This window comes from Gluconobacter sp., from assembly GCF_047723935.1.
Lineage (GTDB): Bacteria > Pseudomonadota > Alphaproteobacteria > Acetobacterales > Acetobacteraceae > Gluconobacter.
In genome coordinates this window covers 7,502-23,742 of sequence record NZ_JBDOBO010000039.1, presented here as the reverse complement: position 1 = coordinate 23,742, position 16,241 = coordinate 7,502, and the positions used below count along the sequence as shown (strand labels likewise).

Sequence of the window (16,241 nt, the reverse complement as noted above, 5' to 3'; positions counted from 1 at the left end):
ATATTAAACATTCTAACTGAAGAGTTCAAAAAAACTCTAGTTTTAGAACTCTCTCTGATTCCATTCCTCCTACTTTGACACGAAGAGTGGTGCAACTCCTCGCGCAGATACCGCCGGCAGTACCAGTGTGTCTATATCCACCTCCTGAACCGTATTCACAACCTCCTGTGCGCATAGTGGAGTGAAGCACTCATGCTTCACTCGTGCGGTGGATTTTGCAATCCGCCGCCGACAACGAAGGCGCACACAATGCAGTTTACTGGCACACATACCTGGCGAGCACTTCTGGCCGCCACTCTGATAACGAGTGGTGGTATATTTGGCAGCGACTTCCCGTTCTCGACCGTTCAGGCTGCTGATACAAAGCCAACCGGTGCTGATGTCGCATTTCCGAGCACGACCAGCCCTCAGATTGAACTGACCAACGCACGACTGGCGGTTATTTCCGATAAATTGTCTCAATTCCTGATAGACAACGCCGGCCCAACCCTTGCTGGAGCGGAAAAGCACACCGCATCACCACTCATGGTCCACTATGAAATTTTGCACAGCAATTCCATAATGGGCCTGTCCGCCGTGAACTCGAATGCCTTAATTGATGAGGATCTCCCTCTGTTCTATCGTTCAGGGGGCTACATGGGACATAGTCTCATGGACAAAGGCGGTAGCCTGTCCAGAACCTCGGATCTTGTTGAACAACTCCAGCTGAAACTGATCCGACGCACAGCAACAGGTTATGCCCTGTCGATAGCCTACAGGATTACAAACCCAAGCCACGATACCAAAGGAAACCTGGAAAAAGGTGTGCTGCTGAACCAATATCTGGACCAGAGCATTTTTCTGGAGGGCTGCACGCCCCATAGCACGTGCCAGACAAGGATTCATTTGGGGAATACGGGGGCGGAACTGCTGCTGGACATTAGGGCCAGCGCCAGCAAGCCACCTGAATCACAGTCCCCATCCGTCCACTGAAATTTGTCCAACTGGACATCAGCCCCATTATACCTGTGGCTCTTCGCCACAGGCCTTTCACGTAAGGACCATGATCGTGGCAACACGTTCAAAGACTATCCCCACTTGCGACCCTCTCGACCGACTTTATCGCACACGTGATGGTCTGTTGCCGTCCCTGCTTTGCCTACGCTTCAACGAGCAGGTACCTCCAGAAGCACGGATCGCGATGGATCAGGCGGGATGGCGTTATGATGCGGCACGGAACGAATGGCGTGTCGCATATCATGCCGCGCAGCAGGAGCAACGCGCACAGGAAATCCGGAACTTGATTGAACAATGGCAGTGCACGTTCTATCCACATTTCCCTCAAAGGCAGGCTACTGTGGAGGATCTGTGTGAAAACTACGGTTAAAAACCTCAAAAGCCATCTCTGGTTTATCCAGCTTAGCCTCTGGCGTGCTCTTGTCGTGTTTGTTGCCGCGAAGCTGATCCTGTTTGTCGCACTAGGTTGTGCGGCCTATGCCGCCATTTTTCTGGCGGAAGCCAGAGCCAGCAGGCTCCTCCCATTGACCTACTGCATGCAGCACTACGGGTTTTCACCCTTTCACTGGCTGGTTGTCCAACCAGGCACCGCGGCCTGGAACGGGATCAACGATCTGGCATTCTGCATCAGCGGGATTTATGTCGCATGGAGAGCGATCCGCTATTTCCCCACAAAACTCGCGCTCTCTGCCCTTTGAGTAGTCTCTCGGCTCAGATGGCCTGCAAAGCAGGCCAGAGCTTTGAGGGCAAAAATGCTTACATCCCAAGAGCGCGGCGGTAGATGTCCAACAGAGTTTCCTGCTCTTCCACTTCCGAGGGCTCCTGTTTGCGCAGGCGGATAATCTGGCGGATAACCTTGACATCAAACCCTGCCGATTTGGCCTCAGTAAAAATGTCCTTTATGTCGCCTGCCAGCGCCTTGCGTTCTTCTTCAAGCCGTTCGACACGCTCGATAATACTTTTCAGACGATCTGCGGCAATGCCGCCGACTGCTGCATCTTCATGCTGCCCTTGCATCACGTCTTCACCTACTGTTGCCAACATATCTCTGCCTTCTGCCTTAATTGAAGAAATTAGAAGATGCCACTGGAGAGGGATACGTCAGGTGTCCCAACTCCAGATAGCGCAACCAAAGGGATTCCTGTGTCGTAAGACTGCCGCCCTGAGCCAATGCCGCGCGGAAACGCGCACGGTTATGCCCCATCCGAAGCACGGCCACGCGCTCCGAGCAGCCAATCACTAACAGAATTCTGTGGAACTCACGTCCCTTCATAGGGGGACGGTTCGTAGTATGGACCAGAGGCCTTGCCAGCGGTCTGGGCCAATCCTGATGCCATTTAGCCAAATCGGTGAGCCATTGGACAAATGGTGGATATGGCGCCTGTCCAGATAGCCAACGGCTGATCCTGTTCCGCCCGACCCCCGAACGCTTCTCTGCCTGCACAACTGTCCAGCCAATACATGCAAGGCTTCGACTGATCAGATCAGAGGCTTCAGATGGTGCAGACATGTCATGACTCACACTGCCCCCATGTCCTGAGCGGAGTTCTCCACACGATTGTCCACCATTTCTGTGGATAAAGCCTTCGATACCATATGTCTGATCTCCTTCACTCACGCACCCGCTCCTTGCGTGAGCCCGCAGCTGGTGGGAAAGGAGGCCAGTGATCAGGATTGGACATCACATCCCACGACCACCACTGTTTCAGGCCATATGTCGCATCGTAATAAGCGCTCTTTTCCGCTTTCCTGGCCCGATACACATCATCATCGCGCCCATAGACTTCCATGGGCGTGCCACGACCCGCATTGGTGTCCGTCAGGATGAAATCCGGGTGGACAAGAGCGCTTGCCGCATCAAATCGTAAGGGCTTGATAAATGCCCTCTTCTCTCTGACCAGTGCCTGCGCAATCTGAAGCTCATAACTGCTCTCAACCGGGATAAGGGTCTCCGGCTCAACCTCCATCAGGGCTATGTCATCCGCCCACGCCCAGACAGAAACCTTACCAGCCTCCCTGCGCAGCTGAACTGTGGCGGTCACAAGTCCAATGACGGCAATTGACCTGCCCGTCCGTTTCACTTGCAGAGCGGCTACTGCACGGGGGAAACGACGTGTCAGGCGTGAGAACCAGCTCTCTTCTGTCGAAACACGCAGATGATAATCTCTGGTCCCATCAAACCGTAATGCTGTATGCGCCCTGGCAGATCCGTCTTCGGGTTTTCTGCTGGAAATTACGCTCAGACTATCAACTTTACCCAGCAGAAGAATACGCCAGTTTTTCCCACATGACTGCACCTTGTCGCGCAGGAGTGCCGGACCATCTTTATCCCCGTAACCGATTATGGCCAGATGCTCTGACAACGAGCTTCCCTGCCCGACCATAATGTCGGCCGCTGCATCCAGCACTCTTTGTCGCATCCCCTGCCACCATAACCGCGCGCGGCCAATGCCGGGATGCCAGAGATTCGTGCCTGAGCGCTCCCACAAAAGATGCAAAAGCCCGAGCTCGGTCATCCGGGTTTGCTGCGTTGCCTTAAACCCTGAGGCTGCGTGATCGCTCCGATGACATCGCTCAACAGCTGACGGTGCGTGCGCCGTATCGCGCAGGGCCAGACCGCGGCGCAATGCCACACGAACACGCCCATCAGGCATTTCCTTGAGGACACCTGCCGCATAACCAGCCTGGCCGCTCAGTCTTGCGTCCGTTTCGTGAAACGGACAGTCCACTCCATGCAGGCTTCCCTGATTGGGCATCCGTGCCAGATGGTAAGCTTCAACGATAACCCCCTGCTCCTTTCGGGTGGAGCGCCGAACAACCAGCTCCAGATTTTTTCCCTGATGCAGGCAGTCACAGAATGGACGGGGCTGCACGTCATGTGCTGAACGCAGCAGGGCCTGCCATGCCGGTGCCTTATGGACATCGCTGTCCCACGACCGGCGCGCTTTCTTGCCGTTGGGAAAGGTAATCCAGTCACCCATGGCGCACATCCGCAAAAATCCGGCCAGAGGCCCCATGACGAATTTTTTGCGCCATCCGTGGACTGGCCAGACGATAGCGATGCTTCTGCCGCGTTTCCCGAATAAGGCCTGAGAGTTCCAGCGCCTCGAGCGCGCGACAGACATCATCTTTGGGCAAGATCAGGTCATCAGCCAGTTCCATGGCCGTCGCCCCCATCTTGATCGTATGCGACAAAGCTCCGAAGATGATGTCCTGTATCGCATCTGCACGCACAGGTTGCGTGACTGGCATCCATGGCACCTGCGCGTAAACGCTGTGCCCCATGGAAGCGATCTCACCGGCCTTTATCATGCCATCAAGCACGATATGGAACGCCCCGAGATCCTCTGGAGGCACACATGCTCTCAGCTCGAAAGCCGAATGGGGCCCTTTATGGAGCGTCTCCCTGATGAGTTTCAGAATAGTCCGTTGCGCGTTTTCGCGCTGCTTTTCAGACATGCTGGTATAGGGAACAACCCTCTCTGTCGCGGGTTTCCTGCCAGATACCATGGATTTTCCTCCCGGTTTTGTTCTGAGCATCAGTCTGAACTATCTGTTTGTGAATGCTGAGCGCATATCCGCGCGCCACCGCGCATGGATCAGGCGATCCCAGATCAGCAAAGTGACATTCGCGAGGACGGGATCGAACCTCAGCCCACTTTCACGGCCGACAAGATTCCTCACAATGGACATCGGAACCGCAGATTTGTAGGAACGCGGTGAGGCCAAAGCATCGATAAAGTCAGCTATCGCTATGATGCGCGCAAAAAGAGGGATCCCCTCACCAGAGACCCCTGTCGGATACCCTTTCCCATCCCAGCGTTCGTGATGCAGCAGAACGCAGTCTGCAATATCCTGTGGCAGGCCCCTGACGGTCTGTTCGAGGAAATTCAGACCGAGGCGAGGATGCTCGCGCATCAACAGCCACTCAACCTGCGTCAGCCGCCGCGGGGCGTGCAGGATATTGAGGGGGATCTGTCTTTTACCAATGTCATGCAAAAGCCCCCCCAAAGCGAGAAGCACCCATTTATCGGTGTAATATCCTGACGCCAGTAGAATGAGCGGAACCATGCTGGCAACACGCCTGCCGTGTCCATCAAGTTCCTCACCAGCCTGTTTTGCCAGCTCCCACAACTGGCCTGACCGTGCACTGGGCGAGTTCTCGGCCCCATACAAGGAAGGGAAAATTACTGTCATGGCTACCATAGTAAGGTAGCCGGTTGTGAATACGGTCTGGTCCCGTTTTGTTCAGATCCCCAAAGCTGCGTCCTGCGCTGCTCTGGCAGCCTCACTCTGAGAATTCCTGTTCCCAGCGTTGCGCAGCCAACCTCTTGTCCAGACCGGCCTGGGCAGTTCCATCAGAAAAGGAGACGGCTGCGACTGACGACCGTTGCGAAAGGCACACCATGTCACAGCCACCCGGCGGCGCCCGCGGGTTAATGCGACATATGCCAGACGCCGTTCTTCATCCTGATCAGCATTGGCATAACTCGGAAACATCTGCTCTTCCCAGCCCATGAGGAACACATGTGGGAACTCCAGCCCCTTGGAGGCATGGATCGTCATCAGCTTCACCCGTCCCTGGACTGTGCTCCCGGCCGGAGTAGAACCCAGCGCTGCATGTTCGAACAGATCCTCAATGGCGGTGAAGTCGTTCATCAGGCCCAAAAGCTCATCAAGATTTTCTAGAGCGGAATGCCCGTCTTCCCCTGCCAGACGGTACATCTCCATGTAGCCTGTACGTTCAAGAAGTGAGCGCATCCGTCCCGTAAGAGACGGATCCCCGGATAACTCTTCTTCCCGGATAACGCTCAGGAAAGAACGGACTTTATCGACACTCTTCCCTGTGGCCTCATGCACCAGCCGCTCAGCTGCGACGAAGAGAGACAGGTTCTGCTCCTCTGCCAGAGCCTCAATTTTAGCCAGTCTTTTCGCCCCAATCCCACGCGCCGGCTGATTAATGACACGCCTGAACGCCTCATTGCTCTGGGCTTCTTCAGGCGCATTGGCCAGCCTCAGGAAAGCCAGCGCATCCTTGATCACAGCACGCTGCCAGAAGGCCGTATCATTGATCAGTTCGTAAGGAATTCTGGCTTTGAGCAATTGCTCTTCCAAAATCCGTGAGAGGAAATTGTAGCGATACAGAACCGCCATATCATCGTAGCGAACCCCCTCATTGGCGCGGCGTCCCATTTCGGCAGCAAGCGCCTGAGCTTCCTCGACCCCGCCACTGCAGCCAATAATTTCCAGCTTCTCGCCGGGACCTTCTGAGGTGAAGAGGGTTTTCTTGAGCCTGTTCCTGTCGCCCGCAATGATGGCATTGGCCGCATCCAGAATGTGGCCGGTAGACCGAAAATTCTCCTCAAGGGCAATCATGCGCCCCCCCGGAAACTCCGAAAGAAAGTTCCGGATGAAAGCGACGTTGGCCCCACGCCATCCATAGATGGATTGTGCATCGTCACCGACTGCAAAGAGCTCCCCATGATCGCGCGAAAGAAGCTTGAGCCAGAGAAACTGAAGCCTGTTCACGTCCTGGAATTCATCTGCCAGCACCGCATCGAAGCGGTGTGCCCAATCCAGTCGGTATTTCTCATCGCGCAGCATGGTTATGGTTGGCCAGAGTAGCAGATCACCAAAGTCGGCCGTGTTCGTTTCGCGCAGGATCGCCTGATAGGCCGGATAGAGTGCCGCCGCCATTTCCCACGCCATGGCGTCATCAGGCTCCCCAGTCCCATGGCGGTCTTTAAATGTCTTGACCACGGCTGCGGCCTGCTCGGGGAGGACAAGATCATCCTTGAACATGGCGATATGATTTGTGATGGATTTGACCCGTTTTCCCAATTCATCGCCCGGGAGAGGATCAAGAGCATCTTCTTCTATCGCCCTGAGTAGCAATCTGCGCACCAGGCGCCGACTGTCTTCTGCATCGCAGATATCAAACCCCGTACGCAGGAAGGCGATGTCCGGGTCTGATCGCAGCTGGCGACATCCGTGCGCATGAAATGTGCCGATCCATGAGGGGGAACGCTCACGACCAAGAGCGAACCCAATCCTGTCGCGCATCTCCTGAGCTGCCTTGTTGGTAAACGTCACTGCCAGAATGCGATGCGCAGAGATGCCCCGACGTTCGATCCTGTCGACAACGCCACCGACAAGAGTGGACGTCTTGCCAGTGCCAGCCCCGGCGAGCACCACAACAGCCCCTTCCTGTTGTGCAGCTTCACGCTGGACCGGCGTGAGGCCATGCAGCACATCGTTAACGGATGACACGGGACTGATCTCCATCAAAGAGGATTTCGACCTTGCTGGCATTCCAGATATTGTGGGGCCGGTCATGACCAGAAGGACTCAGCAGGACAAGATCCCCATCATAATCCCACTCCCCTGATGGCAGCCTGTCGCCATCAATCACCAGACCACGATAACGATCTGTGCCGTAGCAGAGCTCTATGAATGTCATGGGGGTTGTTCCCTTTCCCATACGCTCCAGCCATTCGTCTTGCAGACGCGGACTGGTCATCCATGCCTCAAGTGCTTGGGCATACTCCCGAAGCAAAACGGGTTTTTTAGGCTGACGCGGCCCAAATCCGGGCAAAGTCACGTCATGTCGGACATGATCTTCTCCAGCCTTGAGCGTGATGAAGGAGCCGATTTCTCCCAGCCATGCATCAAAAGCAACGACGTCCTGAGCGAGATCCCAGTTCTTGCCAGTCCATAGACCACTGACAACTACGGCAGACCCTTTGCGACCATCCTGCTGGTACGTCACCGTGGTCCATGGAATTTCATAGCCCAGACCCACAGTCCCTTCGGTGCGCCCAAGAAACTCAGGATGCTCGTACAGAACAGTCAGATCATTGCGAAGTCCTTCGCCGGCACTGCTCAGGAGAGGATCTTCATCAAATTCTGCCCGACGACATTTCCGGGGATGGTTTTCTGATATCTGGGTCATCACGATTTTTCCTTCCGATCAGGCGGCCATACCGGCCATATTCTTCAGTGTCTGGTTAAAATCCTTGGCACGATCAGGTGGCAGGCGGCGCGCAAACGTCACGCCTGCATCAAAAGCGAACCCGTACAACATGTCCGCAAAATGATTCCCGGCATCGTCATCATCAGTGGCAATGACGAACAGACTTCCTTCGATCTGCACCATATCAGCAAGATGCTCTTTCAAGGATGCGATGGTTTCTGGGCCCATGGCGCCCGCGATGGAGACATAAAGCGTGTCCGGCGTCCGTTCCTCATCAAGTGCAGCAAAAGAGAGAGCATCAATAGCGGCTTCGCAAACCACGAGGCGTTTGACCTGCGTGCCAGCTCCGGGTTTGAAACGGAACAGTGTCTTCACCGAGCCACCAAGACAGATATGCGTGTCAGGGCCACGGAGTTCAGCCCCACATACGGCACCGTTAGCATCAGTGTGCGCAAACCATGCGGCGTGATACCCGTCCCGAATGCAGCCCGCAGTCATGGCACGACGGACAACCCAGTCAGGGAGGCAGCGGTCTTTCGTCAGATAGTTCCAGACCTTGCCATTACGGTAGAGAGGCTTCTTTTCAGCCCAGCGCTCAGATGGCGCACGCAGATCTTCACGTTCTTTCTTCTGCGCAACATAGGCCGCACCTTCTGGTTCGATACCCACAAGGTTTCCCAATTCCACACAGACTTCACGAAACTTCAACTCAGGATTGAGCAGACGCATGAGATCAAACACATCACCCTTGCTCTGGTCGGCAATGCCGTAAACACCATACCAGCCACGATCACCATGGTTCACAATGATGATGTCCTGATTGTTGCGATACTTCAGGCATTTCCGGGTGCTTTTATCTTTGACCAGAAGATAGCCGTGCCGCTCCAGAAGCAGAGCGCAGGACACACCATTGCGGATCTTCTGACGATCACCGTCGGTAAGTTCAAAACGCTGGTAAGCCATGTGTTCTCTCCGTCATTGAATAGAGAAAGAAAAGGGAAACCCTTGCCCCCGGAACATTACTCACAATACCGAAAACGCTAGGAAAATACAAGAAGAAAACGAAATATACATGCAATAAATAACAAGTTTTATTTGCCAAAATCCAGAGAATACCCCTTGATCAGTAAGTAAATATCGACTGTTTTACTAGACCATATCCTGCCGGGGTTCGGGGCGGCGAGCGCCCGAGGCGGTTCCGAGAGTGGAGGGGATGGAGGCGTTTTTCTGAGCCACATCCTGCCATCGGCCAAGACAGCGCTTTGACCAGCTCGTCAACACCGGAGCGTCCTGAACAAGCCGGTCAGCGTGCGGGCAGCGCGGGGCTATTGCCCTGCGATGACCGCACGATGGCCAAGGCGCAGTGAGGGTCGCGGAGCCGCGGCAGCGGGGGCCTCTGGCCCGTGTTGATGAGCTGGTCAAAGGGTTGTCATACTGAAGCTGGATGCTCGGCCGTAATCCCCGGAACGTGCCCCCCTGACGCGCTCTTGCGCGTCAGGGGGGTTGAGGAAACGCCCCGCTCCCCTTCCCCACCGTTCGAACAATACCCGTAAGGTCGAATGCAATCACAAAATTGTGATCGATAAGGGCGTGGCGATTTTTGTTGTACGCATCTGGATCAGCTAAAACGGACAATGGGCGATTTTTTGCCAATCGCCTGCAACGATGGAGAATAGAAATGTTCGACGTTTTAGTTAGAACCAGCAAAAAGCTTGAGCTGAAACTTTTGCTGAAAAGTATTGTCCTTGTATCTGCGTTCGCTTCGAATAGTGAAACAGCCTACCAAATCATTAAATATACATTTAGTGAAATTTGCAAAGCACCTTGGGTATATGGTAATACTTGCGGAGTTATTTTCATTTCTCTTAGTTTTATCATCCCGATAATGAATGAGAGTAAATATAAAATTATGCTTCCGATCACTTTGTTTGTTTATAACCAATGCGCAAAAAGTCTCAAAGCAATACTCAGTGCCTGTTTCCTATGTTCTTCGGGAGAATGTGTAATCGTAATGAGGCATCTGCTCACGAATACTCCACCACTTTACGCGGTTATAACAATAATGCTGGGCTCGTACGCTATGAATTTTTTTGTGGATAAGCTGAAAGCTGACATCCATTCACAAACTGATCGGAGAAAATAGTGAAGGTAATTTTGCCTGACGAAGAGCCGGCTTGAAAACCGGCTCGGGAGACTACTGAATCTGATGTCCAATACTGATAACCCTGTTGAAACAGCCGATCTGAAGGCGATCGCCGAACTCCCAAGTGGGATCATCGTCGTTGTCGACAAAGACGGGAAAAACACTCTATCGACAATTAAGGATATCCTGCGACAACGCTCTGCTTTCATCCCTGAAGAGAAAATCTACCTTGTCGGTGACGGATTGAAAGCAGAAGATATCTGGCCACAGCAGATAGAAACAGACTCTCTGACAAGAGAGGCCGGCACGCTCATCATGCGCCAGAATTTCATTCTTTCTCTTGCTCAGAAAATGAACGCGGACATTTATGTCCTGATCCGTCTGCGTGATGAAAAAGAGTTTGTCTCCTGTCTGGAGTTAGCCATGTGCGGTTACTTCGTTATTCTGGGGGCACGATGGGAAAGCGGCACCCGGTTCCTTGAAGAGATGACCCATCATATCAACCGGCAAAGCGACATATCGATCCTCGCGGCTTTCCAAAGCATGCTCAAAGCCGTGATAGAAGTCCAACCAGAAGCGGCGGAAGACCTAAACCCCAGAAAAACCATCGTGCGCAGGATACAGCTGAACACCCAACCTGATACCTGACAGCATCGGGGCACTCTGTCGCTTCCCCTCTGCTTGCGCAAAGGGGAAGCCCAGCATGCGAAGAGCCTCAACAGGCAGCGGAGATCTTCGCCGCAATGACATGGTTTGTGCCAGGCACTCTTAGCCTTGCATTGAAATAGAAATCAATGAGATACATCTCTGTAGAACAACAAAGTGGGTCCGCCCGACCGAGATGCAGTTCGCACTTTTCCCTGTCAGCCTGTACCTGCAACGCATCTGCGCAGAAAAGAATGAATGGCGGTATTATGCCATGAGCATTCAACCTGACCTTTTTGGCGGCGCATTCTTAATGCGCCGCTGGGGCAGGATCGGAACGGGCGGTCATTTACGCCTGGACCAGTATGCAGACGAAGGTGCTGCGACTAACGCCCTTGCTCATCTGGCCCAGAAAAAACTGAAACGCGGTTACAGGGTTATTGCGCAGGATGCGCTTTTGTTTTCGTAACGCGTTTTGAACCGGGTTTTGGCCCCGGTTTTTTGCGCGGCGGAGCTGCTGGCTGAAGCTCAGCTTCAACAACAGCAGGTTTGATTTTTTTGGGAGATTTCCGCTGCGGCTCCTGAACAGTCGCCATAAGCGTTTTACTCACCTTTGGCTGGCGTTCCGGTTTTTCGGCCGGGGCGGCGACTTTCACCGTTTTTCTGGCTACGGGCTGGCGACTACTGGTGGGACCTTCAACCAGTTTGCGCAGAACAGGAGACGCCTTGAAGCGCACAGTGGCATGATCCTCGACCATCACCTTTGCTCCGGTTCGCGGATTCAGGCGCTGACCACCTTTCGCTGTAGCCTTTTTAAACGTCCCAAAACTGGGGAGTGTGAAAAACCCTTCTTCTTTGATCTGCGATACGATGGCTTCAATCAGTTCATTCGCGGCTATATTGGCCTTCACACCGGTACACCCAATGCTATCCTGAAGAACGGCTGCGATAAATGCTTTGCTCATTATAATTTCTATTCCTGGTGAATAATCAAAATGGATTTTTCATCGCATGAGTTACCTCATCAGAAGCAACGTGAGATGGCAAGTGTTTTCCAGACAGGGTAGTAATAATGCTATCTATCTGTTCTTTAAGAGCAAGAAGGTTGTTAAGACTTTCCTGATCCTGCCGGATGTCCAGTTGACCATATAATGCGATCCTCGCACTCCCATTCTCCAGTGTGAGTCCACCAAAAGTGATACTTTCCCCCTGATCGTGGAAAGGGATAAACGACATGGTTTAATCCTCCATTATCTGCTTCAGCGCATGTAGGCCAAGACGTATTCCCTGTCTCTCGAGCCTGTTCTGATAAGACTGACTCTGCCGCGCTCGGTAAGGACTACTCTCAGGTTCGGGCAGGTCCATGGCACGCACCTTCATATCTGCGGGTAAGGACGGGAACGGATCAATACCAACCGCATGAATTAACGCCGCGACACTGACGATGGTGCAGGTTGGCGTATCATTATTTTTGCAGACATAAACCCCTGCCCCAGCACTGGTCGGATCATAAACAGCTTTCCATGTGGAGCTGGGCACCAGAACATCATGTCCAATCCCGCGTGTACTGTCATGGAATGCTGGGCCTGTGACAACATACACTGCACCATCTCGTTGCGCGAGATGGCGGACTGCCATTTCCACACCTGTCCATATCCCTTCGTTGAGGGCGGCCGTCTGCGGTACGACATTTGCCAATGTAAACGTCTGTTCCTGTGCCTGAATAGTCGCCGCGTCCCCAGATGGCACCATGTGGCCTCGATCAAATCCAGATCGTCTGTAGTCTGACAGTACCGCGCCATCCCCTTCTGGAAGACGCCCATCCGCATGAAAACGGTTGGTCGTGCGCCCGATTGATGAGGCCGATGACACCGCACTGGCCGTGAGATATTCCGCAGACCAGAGTGGTTGATGCACCACGCCAGAGTTAAGAGACGCAAAGCCGTCATTGCACAACAAAGTTGTGCGTGGCGTCAGCTTCGGATTATCCAGCACGGGCATAACGCCATCAGGACTGAACTGTGGACAGGATTGACTCTGAGCAATCGCTGAGGCTTCAGGCAAGAACCCCACAAAACAAATCATCAGAAACAGTGAGCCTGATTTACGAAATGCTGTAGCTCCTTTCATGCGCGGGCGTCCAGAATGAGACGGCAGGCTGAACGCCGCGCCTTCAACGCCTGACGCCGCAATGATGCGCGCGCCGCATCACTCAGTGCATGATCACAGAGTTCGTCCGCCAGAACAGCCTCCTCCTGTAGATAAGTCCGAGCCGGACCAATACGTGGCACAGCAGAACTCCGGTGGAAAACAGGAGGAGCATACGTTGTGGTATCGAGGCGGGATAGAGATTCAAACATGGTCTTTTTTCCTGATGCCCTGGCGCCGCAGGCGTCTGGTTAATGTGGCAGCGAGAAGTATCACCGCATTGGTTGTGAATGGGCTTACCCGCAGGATGCTGGCCCACCTCAGATCAGGCTGAGTTGCCGGGATCTACATGGCTGGGGTTTGGCAATAACCGGAGTGCCCGAAGTCACCGGTCCGGTGGGATACTTCGCCATCAGAAGTGCGAGCTGAGCACGCTCGTGCTGTTCAATGTCCTGTCTTTCCTGAAGCCTGTAGGCATCAGACAATCTGGCATCCTTGACCCGACGCTGAATAATGGCTTCCACATCACACCATGTCCAACGCGGTGATCCGTGACAGCCAGCCCGTTCTATGGTCTCAAGAAAGCTGATACGACCTTCTGTGCTGTTAAAATACCGCGCACCAAAACACTCCCGATTGTAATGCGCGATAAAGCCCCACATATTGGAAACTTGGTGATAAAGACGCTTGTTCCAACTCTGATGTGGCATTCCTTTTGCGATAAACCCAAGGATCGCGTTCCCCAGTTTCGCTTTCTCTTCCGCGCTATCGTATTGTGTTGCCGTGAGGTCCGCCCCCTCTATGAGAGGCAAGCGCATTTTAAGGAAGCTGATACCCTGCGTCATGCCGCCTCCTGATGTGGCATAACTCTATAATGCCGATGAAAGCGCTGCACGTCCGGCAGGTCCGGATAGTCCGTCCCATCCTGTTCATCATCAAGGCAGAGGAGGCGGGAAACTGAAATCTCCATTTCGAACCCATCCGCCAGACGTCGTATGACAGCGGTATCAGATCGGCCTGAAATAAAGCGATCCTGCCAGAAGCCTGTTTTGTGTTCGCGACAGGCCGCGGCGTAAACGCCGTTTCGAAATGCGACCACAATCCATTTGAGGGGTGCATTGGACTGTCTGGCGCGGTGCAACATCGATGGTAGCCGATAAATAGACCCCACACGGATCGGGCCAACACGCAGCGGATTGGAAGAGGGCGCAAACCAGCGCCCTGCATAATATTGTCTGAGCATGTTCTCTCCTAGCGCCCAGCCATGACAAAATGCTGCACCATCCGGACCGGATGATCTTCAGCGATGCCCGCGAGGAAGGTGGGCGCACACAAAATCATGACCATCGTCCCGGCAAGCCCCAGTGCGCCGACTATAAACCCGGCACATTCGAGGTAATTTTTGGCTGTGGGCGACAGAGGAATGTTTTTGCCAAGGTTTTTAGGCAGGCGTCTCAACCGGTAGCGCAGGGATTTTTCGGGATAGTCTTCTGCCGGAACGCTCAGCACAAGTGTTTCCCGATTGATCTCCATGAGGGTTTTCAGGCCCACTTCAACCAGATGTTCACCTGTGACTTTCTGATACATCTTGCCACGCGGATTATGGGCAAGCCGGAAAAACGTGTTGATCCCCAGCATCCGGAACGGGACCGGTTTGCGAAGGATTGTTCCATTTTGGATATTCGTATTTGCCGGAATGGTATCGGACATGACCGCATCTCCTCAGGTCTTTATTTATTTTCTGACCTGATCCGAGCCTCATGGGGCGATGGGCATGACAAGGGCGGCGCGTGCGCCGGGAGCTTGCGACGAACCCTTTTCATGCCCATCGCCCCATGAGAGCGATCCTTTATTTTTTTTGTTGTTTTGTTTTTGTGTTTGTTTTTTGATTTCCGTCCAAATCTGCACGCTGAAGACCAACGTGCAGATTTGGACATTTCACCGACACTGCAATCAGTGCGCCGGCACCAGATCAAATGGTGTCAGAATGGTCGCCCCAGTCCAGGCACAATGGTGCAACACCATGGGTACACCATCGACGACACTGTAATATCCGTGATTCTTTTTTCTCTGGATATCCTCTGCAGTTAACTTCGGGATGGCTCTTCGCGCACCAAAATCAGATAATGCTGTGAGGCGATCTGGATAGGGGCCATGCCAACTGGTCGATAAAGGGGCGTCGTCCTGGGTGCGAATAAAGATACCGTTAGCACCACATTTGATTTCAACACGTTTGCCGTCATGCAAAATAAGTTCAGAGTTTTTTATATCTTTCACAACGCAATGCTTTCGAAAAACTCCCGCATCCGCGGGAGATCGGTTATGCGCGCAGGAATAGGCCTGTTTAGCCACATTCTGCATTGGGCAGGGATCGCTCCGGGATAAAGTCCGTAAGCCGTGCTGCAAGCACGGTGGGGAGCTGTTGCTTTGCTGTGTAAGCTGCACGTAGTGCAGCCTGATCGGAACAGTGGAAACGGCTCTGGAACCTGGGACTAAGGGCCATAAAGGCTAATATAACCAACTGATCCGAATACTTCGGTCCACGGCGTAGAGACGTAGCGGTGACAATCTGATTGCAGGTCAAACTCTTTGTTAATGAACCGTGAGGTCCATTCTTCAACCTCGGAAGTCTCCGGACCATGCTCCCATTTAACAATCAGGCTGCCCCAGTGTGCCTTTCGAACACTGAATCTGGTTGCAGGGAAGTGCTTTTTAAGGAGCTTGCGAATGTTTTTCGCGGCAAGAACTCCCCCACTTTCTGTCCCCTGCTCCAGATCCACATACTCTGAACTGGTTTTCAGCGCTTCAACTTCCTGGGCGAAAATGCGCGCTTTTTCCTGTGCCTGTTTTTCAGCTTCCATCCTGATCTGTTCTGCATGATCCAGTAATTTCTTTATGTGATCAGCATCCGCAAATCCCGCATCCGGATCAAAGATTGTCCACTGGACGCCATGCAGAATACATTCAGGAAGGCGTCTGGAAATGTGGCCGGATTCAAAAACAATATCAAACTCAGCCCGGCCTCCACTGGATACCACACCCTGGCTCCATGCACGGACAGTTTCAGGGCGTTGTTCACCATGGATATTAAACACATAACCGCGCCCACGATTGTAGAGGCAGGTTGAAACCATGGTTCCAATTGAAACATGAGGGCAGCTCACTGGAGGGGACATCTGATCATTCCTTTATTTTGATGATGTCCTTCGCGCGTTCATACATGCGGGGCCGGGTCAAAACCCCGGGGGTGGCCCCCCCGCCCGGGCGGCCCTGTTGCCCCGGCCCGCCGGTGGTGGCGCGCCTTATTTTTTTGGGGGGGTGGTTTTCCGGGGGGTG

The 16,241-nt window shown here is 53.4% G+C and carries 21 protein-coding genes and 1 pseudogene; 5 read left to right on the top strand and 17 right to left on the bottom strand.

All coding sequences use genetic code 11. The features are described 5' to 3' along the window. The first annotated feature begins 249 nt into the window (after positions 1–249). The 3 genes from ABF979_RS11800 (at position 250) to ABF979_RS11790 (ending at position 1,694) form a co-directional block, all read left to right on the top strand. Positions 250–972: a hypothetical protein gene (locus ABF979_RS11800; protein WP_415559979.1), complete on the top strand. Its 723-nt coding sequence runs from the start codon at positions 250–252 to the stop codon at positions 970–972. A 76-nt stretch (positions 973–1,048) separates the two neighbouring features. Beyond that, positions 1,049–1,366: a hypothetical protein gene (locus ABF979_RS11795; RefSeq protein WP_415559978.1), complete on the top strand. Its 318-nt coding sequence runs from the start codon at positions 1,049–1,051 to the stop codon at positions 1,364–1,366. Then, positions 1,350–1,694: a hypothetical protein gene (locus ABF979_RS11790; protein ID WP_415559976.1), complete on the top strand. Its 345-nt coding sequence runs from the start codon at positions 1,350–1,352 to the stop codon at positions 1,692–1,694. Before ABF979_RS11795 ends, ABF979_RS11790 begins: the two co-directional genes overlap by 17 nt. A gap of 58 nt (positions 1,695–1,752) precedes the next feature. Here ABF979_RS11790 and ABF979_RS11785 read toward each other — a convergent pair whose 3' ends face one another. From ABF979_RS11785 to ABF979_RS11750, 8 genes are read right to left on the bottom strand one after another with little or no spacing between them, the layout of a single operon-like run. Beyond that, a complete protein-coding gene (locus tag ABF979_RS11785) occupies positions 1,753–2,013 on the bottom strand; it encodes a DUF2312 domain-containing protein (protein WP_415559981.1) in 261 nt (86 codons plus the stop codon). Between the two features lie 43 nt (positions 2,014–2,056). Then, entirely contained in the window at positions 2,057–2,614 is a 558-nt protein-coding gene (locus ABF979_RS11780; protein WP_415559974.1) for a transcriptional regulator, read from the bottom strand. Next, a complete protein-coding gene (locus ABF979_RS11775; RefSeq protein ID WP_415559972.1) occupies positions 2,607–3,977 on the bottom strand; it encodes a DUF1173 family protein in 1,371 nt (456 codons plus the stop codon). Before ABF979_RS11775 ends, ABF979_RS11780 begins: the two co-directional genes overlap by 8 nt. Next, entirely contained in the window at positions 3,970–4,506 is a 537-nt protein-coding gene (locus ABF979_RS11770; protein ID WP_415559971.1) for a hypothetical protein, read from the bottom strand. Before ABF979_RS11770 ends, ABF979_RS11775 begins: the two co-directional genes overlap by 8 nt. Before the next feature lie 39 nt (positions 4,507–4,545). Then, entirely contained in the window at positions 4,546–5,193 is a 648-nt protein-coding gene (locus ABF979_RS11765) for an HD-GYP domain-containing protein (protein ID WP_415559969.1), read from the bottom strand. A gap of 51 nt (positions 5,194–5,244) precedes the next feature. Beyond that, positions 5,245–7,266: an ATP-dependent helicase gene (locus tag ABF979_RS11760; protein ID WP_415559967.1), complete on the bottom strand. Its 2,022-nt coding sequence runs from the start codon at positions 7,264–7,266 to the stop codon at positions 5,245–5,247. Further along, the gene (locus ABF979_RS11755; RefSeq protein ID WP_415559965.1) at positions 7,253–7,948 is read right to left on the bottom strand and encodes a hypothetical protein; all 696 of its coding nucleotides are present in this window, start codon (positions 7,946–7,948) and stop codon (positions 7,253–7,255) included. The genes ABF979_RS11760 and ABF979_RS11755 overlap by 14 nt, the downstream gene beginning before the upstream one ends. An 18-nt stretch (positions 7,949–7,966) precedes the next feature. Then, positions 7,967–8,932 (bottom strand): DUF3991 domain-containing protein, encoded by a 966-nt coding sequence (locus ABF979_RS11750; RefSeq protein ID WP_415559964.1) that lies wholly within the window; start codon positions 8,930–8,932, stop codon positions 7,967–7,969. 1,243 nt (positions 8,933–10,175) lie between these two features. Here ABF979_RS11750 and ABF979_RS11745 point away from each other — a divergent pair. Both ABF979_RS11745 and ABF979_RS11740 read left to right on the top strand, forming a co-directional pair. After that, positions 10,176–10,760, top strand: coding sequence for a hypothetical protein (locus tag ABF979_RS11745; protein WP_415559962.1), 585 nt, complete (start codon positions 10,176–10,178; stop codon positions 10,758–10,760). A gap of 193 nt (positions 10,761–10,953) precedes the next feature. Further along, entirely contained in the window at positions 10,954–11,226 is a 273-nt protein-coding gene (locus tag ABF979_RS11740) for a WGR domain-containing protein (protein ID WP_415559960.1), read from the top strand. A 229-nt stretch (positions 11,227–11,455) separates the two neighbouring features. Here ABF979_RS11740 and ABF979_RS11735 read toward each other — a convergent pair. The 9 genes and pseudogenes from ABF979_RS11735 to ABF979_RS11695 all read right to left on the bottom strand — a co-directional run. After that, positions 11,456–11,722 (bottom strand): annotated as a pseudogene (locus ABF979_RS11735) (HU family DNA-binding protein); the annotation flags it as partial. Between the two features lie 25 nt (positions 11,723–11,747). Continuing rightward, entirely contained in the window at positions 11,748–11,993 is a 246-nt protein-coding gene (locus ABF979_RS11730) for a hypothetical protein (RefSeq protein WP_212348785.1), read from the bottom strand. Between the two features lie 3 nt (positions 11,994–11,996). After that, on the bottom strand, positions 11,997–12,887 hold the full coding sequence (locus tag ABF979_RS11725; protein ID WP_415559958.1) for a DNA/RNA non-specific endonuclease: 891 nt from the start codon (positions 12,885–12,887) through the stop codon (positions 11,997–11,999). Then, the gene (locus tag ABF979_RS11720) at positions 12,884–13,117 is read right to left on the bottom strand and encodes a hypothetical protein (protein WP_095352006.1); all 234 of its coding nucleotides are present in this window, start codon (positions 13,115–13,117) and stop codon (positions 12,884–12,886) included. Before ABF979_RS11720 ends, ABF979_RS11725 begins: the two co-directional genes overlap by 4 nt. Before the next feature lie 108 nt (positions 13,118–13,225). After that, positions 13,226–13,750 (bottom strand): hypothetical protein, encoded by a 525-nt coding sequence (locus ABF979_RS11715; RefSeq protein WP_415559956.1) that lies wholly within the window; start codon positions 13,748–13,750, stop codon positions 13,226–13,228. Further along, complete coding sequence (locus ABF979_RS11710) at positions 13,747–14,148, bottom strand: hypothetical protein (RefSeq protein ID WP_415559954.1); 402 nt, start codon at positions 14,146–14,148, stop codon at positions 13,747–13,749. Before ABF979_RS11710 ends, ABF979_RS11715 begins: the two co-directional genes overlap by 4 nt. Before the next feature lie 8 nt (positions 14,149–14,156). Then, positions 14,157–14,615: a hypothetical protein gene (locus ABF979_RS11705; protein ID WP_415559952.1), complete on the bottom strand. Its 459-nt coding sequence runs from the start codon at positions 14,613–14,615 to the stop codon at positions 14,157–14,159. A gap of 243 nt (positions 14,616–14,858) precedes the next feature. Then, positions 14,859–15,266, bottom strand: a complete 408-nt coding sequence (locus tag ABF979_RS11700; protein WP_415559950.1) for a hypothetical protein — start codon at positions 15,264–15,266, stop codon at positions 14,859–14,861. Between the two features lie 131 nt (positions 15,267–15,397). Next, positions 15,398–16,081, bottom strand: coding sequence for an LPD29 domain-containing protein (locus tag ABF979_RS11695; RefSeq protein WP_415559948.1), 684 nt, complete (start codon positions 16,079–16,081; stop codon positions 15,398–15,400). Positions 16,082–16,241: the final 160 nt, after the last annotated feature.

Coding starts and splice junctions, on each gene's coding strand:
- ABF979_RS11800 (WP_415559979.1), top strand. CDS start 250: ATGCAGTTTACTGGCACACATACCTGGCGAGCACTTCTGGCCGCCACT.
- ABF979_RS11785 (WP_415559981.1), bottom strand. CDS start 2,013: ATGCAAGGGCAGCATGAAGATGCAGCAGTCGGCGGCATTGCCGCAGAT.
- ABF979_RS11775 (WP_415559972.1), bottom strand. CDS start 3,977: ATGGGTGACTGGATTACCTTTCCCAACGGCAAGAAAGCGCGCCGGTCG.
- ABF979_RS11770 (WP_415559971.1), bottom strand. CDS start 4,506: ATGGTATCTGGCAGGAAACCCGCGACAGAGAGGGTTGTTCCCTATACC.
- ABF979_RS11765 (WP_415559969.1), bottom strand. CDS start 5,193: ATGACAGTAATTTTCCCTTCCTTGTATGGGGCCGAGAACTCGCCCAGT.
- ABF979_RS11755 (WP_415559965.1), bottom strand. CDS start 7,948: ATGACCCAGATATCAGAAAACCATCCCCGGAAATGTCGTCGGGCAGAA.
- ABF979_RS11750 (WP_415559964.1), bottom strand. CDS start 8,932: ATGGCTTACCAGCGTTTTGAACTTACCGACGGTGATCGTCAGAAGATC.
- ABF979_RS11745 (WP_415559962.1), top strand. CDS start 10,176: ATGTCCAATACTGATAACCCTGTTGAAACAGCCGATCTGAAGGCGATC.
- ABF979_RS11740 (WP_415559960.1), top strand. CDS start 10,954: ATGCAGTTCGCACTTTTCCCTGTCAGCCTGTACCTGCAACGCATCTGC.
- ABF979_RS11730 (WP_212348785.1), bottom strand. CDS start 11,993: ATGTCGTTTATCCCTTTCCACGATCAGGGGGAAAGTATCACTTTTGGT.
- ABF979_RS11725 (WP_415559958.1), bottom strand. CDS start 12,887: ATGAAAGGAGCTACAGCATTTCGTAAATCAGGCTCACTGTTTCTGATG.
- ABF979_RS11720 (WP_095352006.1), bottom strand. CDS start 13,117: ATGTTTGAATCTCTATCCCGCCTCGATACCACAACGTATGCTCCTCCT.
- ABF979_RS11715 (WP_415559956.1), bottom strand. CDS start 13,750: ATGACGCAGGGTATCAGCTTCCTTAAAATGCGCTTGCCTCTCATAGAG.
- ABF979_RS11710 (WP_415559954.1), bottom strand. CDS start 14,148: ATGCTCAGACAATATTATGCAGGGCGCTGGTTTGCGCCCTCTTCCAAT.
- ABF979_RS11705 (WP_415559952.1), bottom strand. CDS start 14,615: ATGTCCGATACCATTCCGGCAAATACGAATATCCAAAATGGAACAATC.
- ABF979_RS11700 (WP_415559950.1), bottom strand. CDS start 15,266: ATGCAGAATGTGGCTAAACAGGCCTATTCCTGCGCGCATAACCGATCT.
- ABF979_RS11695 (WP_415559948.1), bottom strand. CDS start 16,081: ATGTCCCCTCCAGTGAGCTGCCCTCATGTTTCAATTGGAACCATGGTT.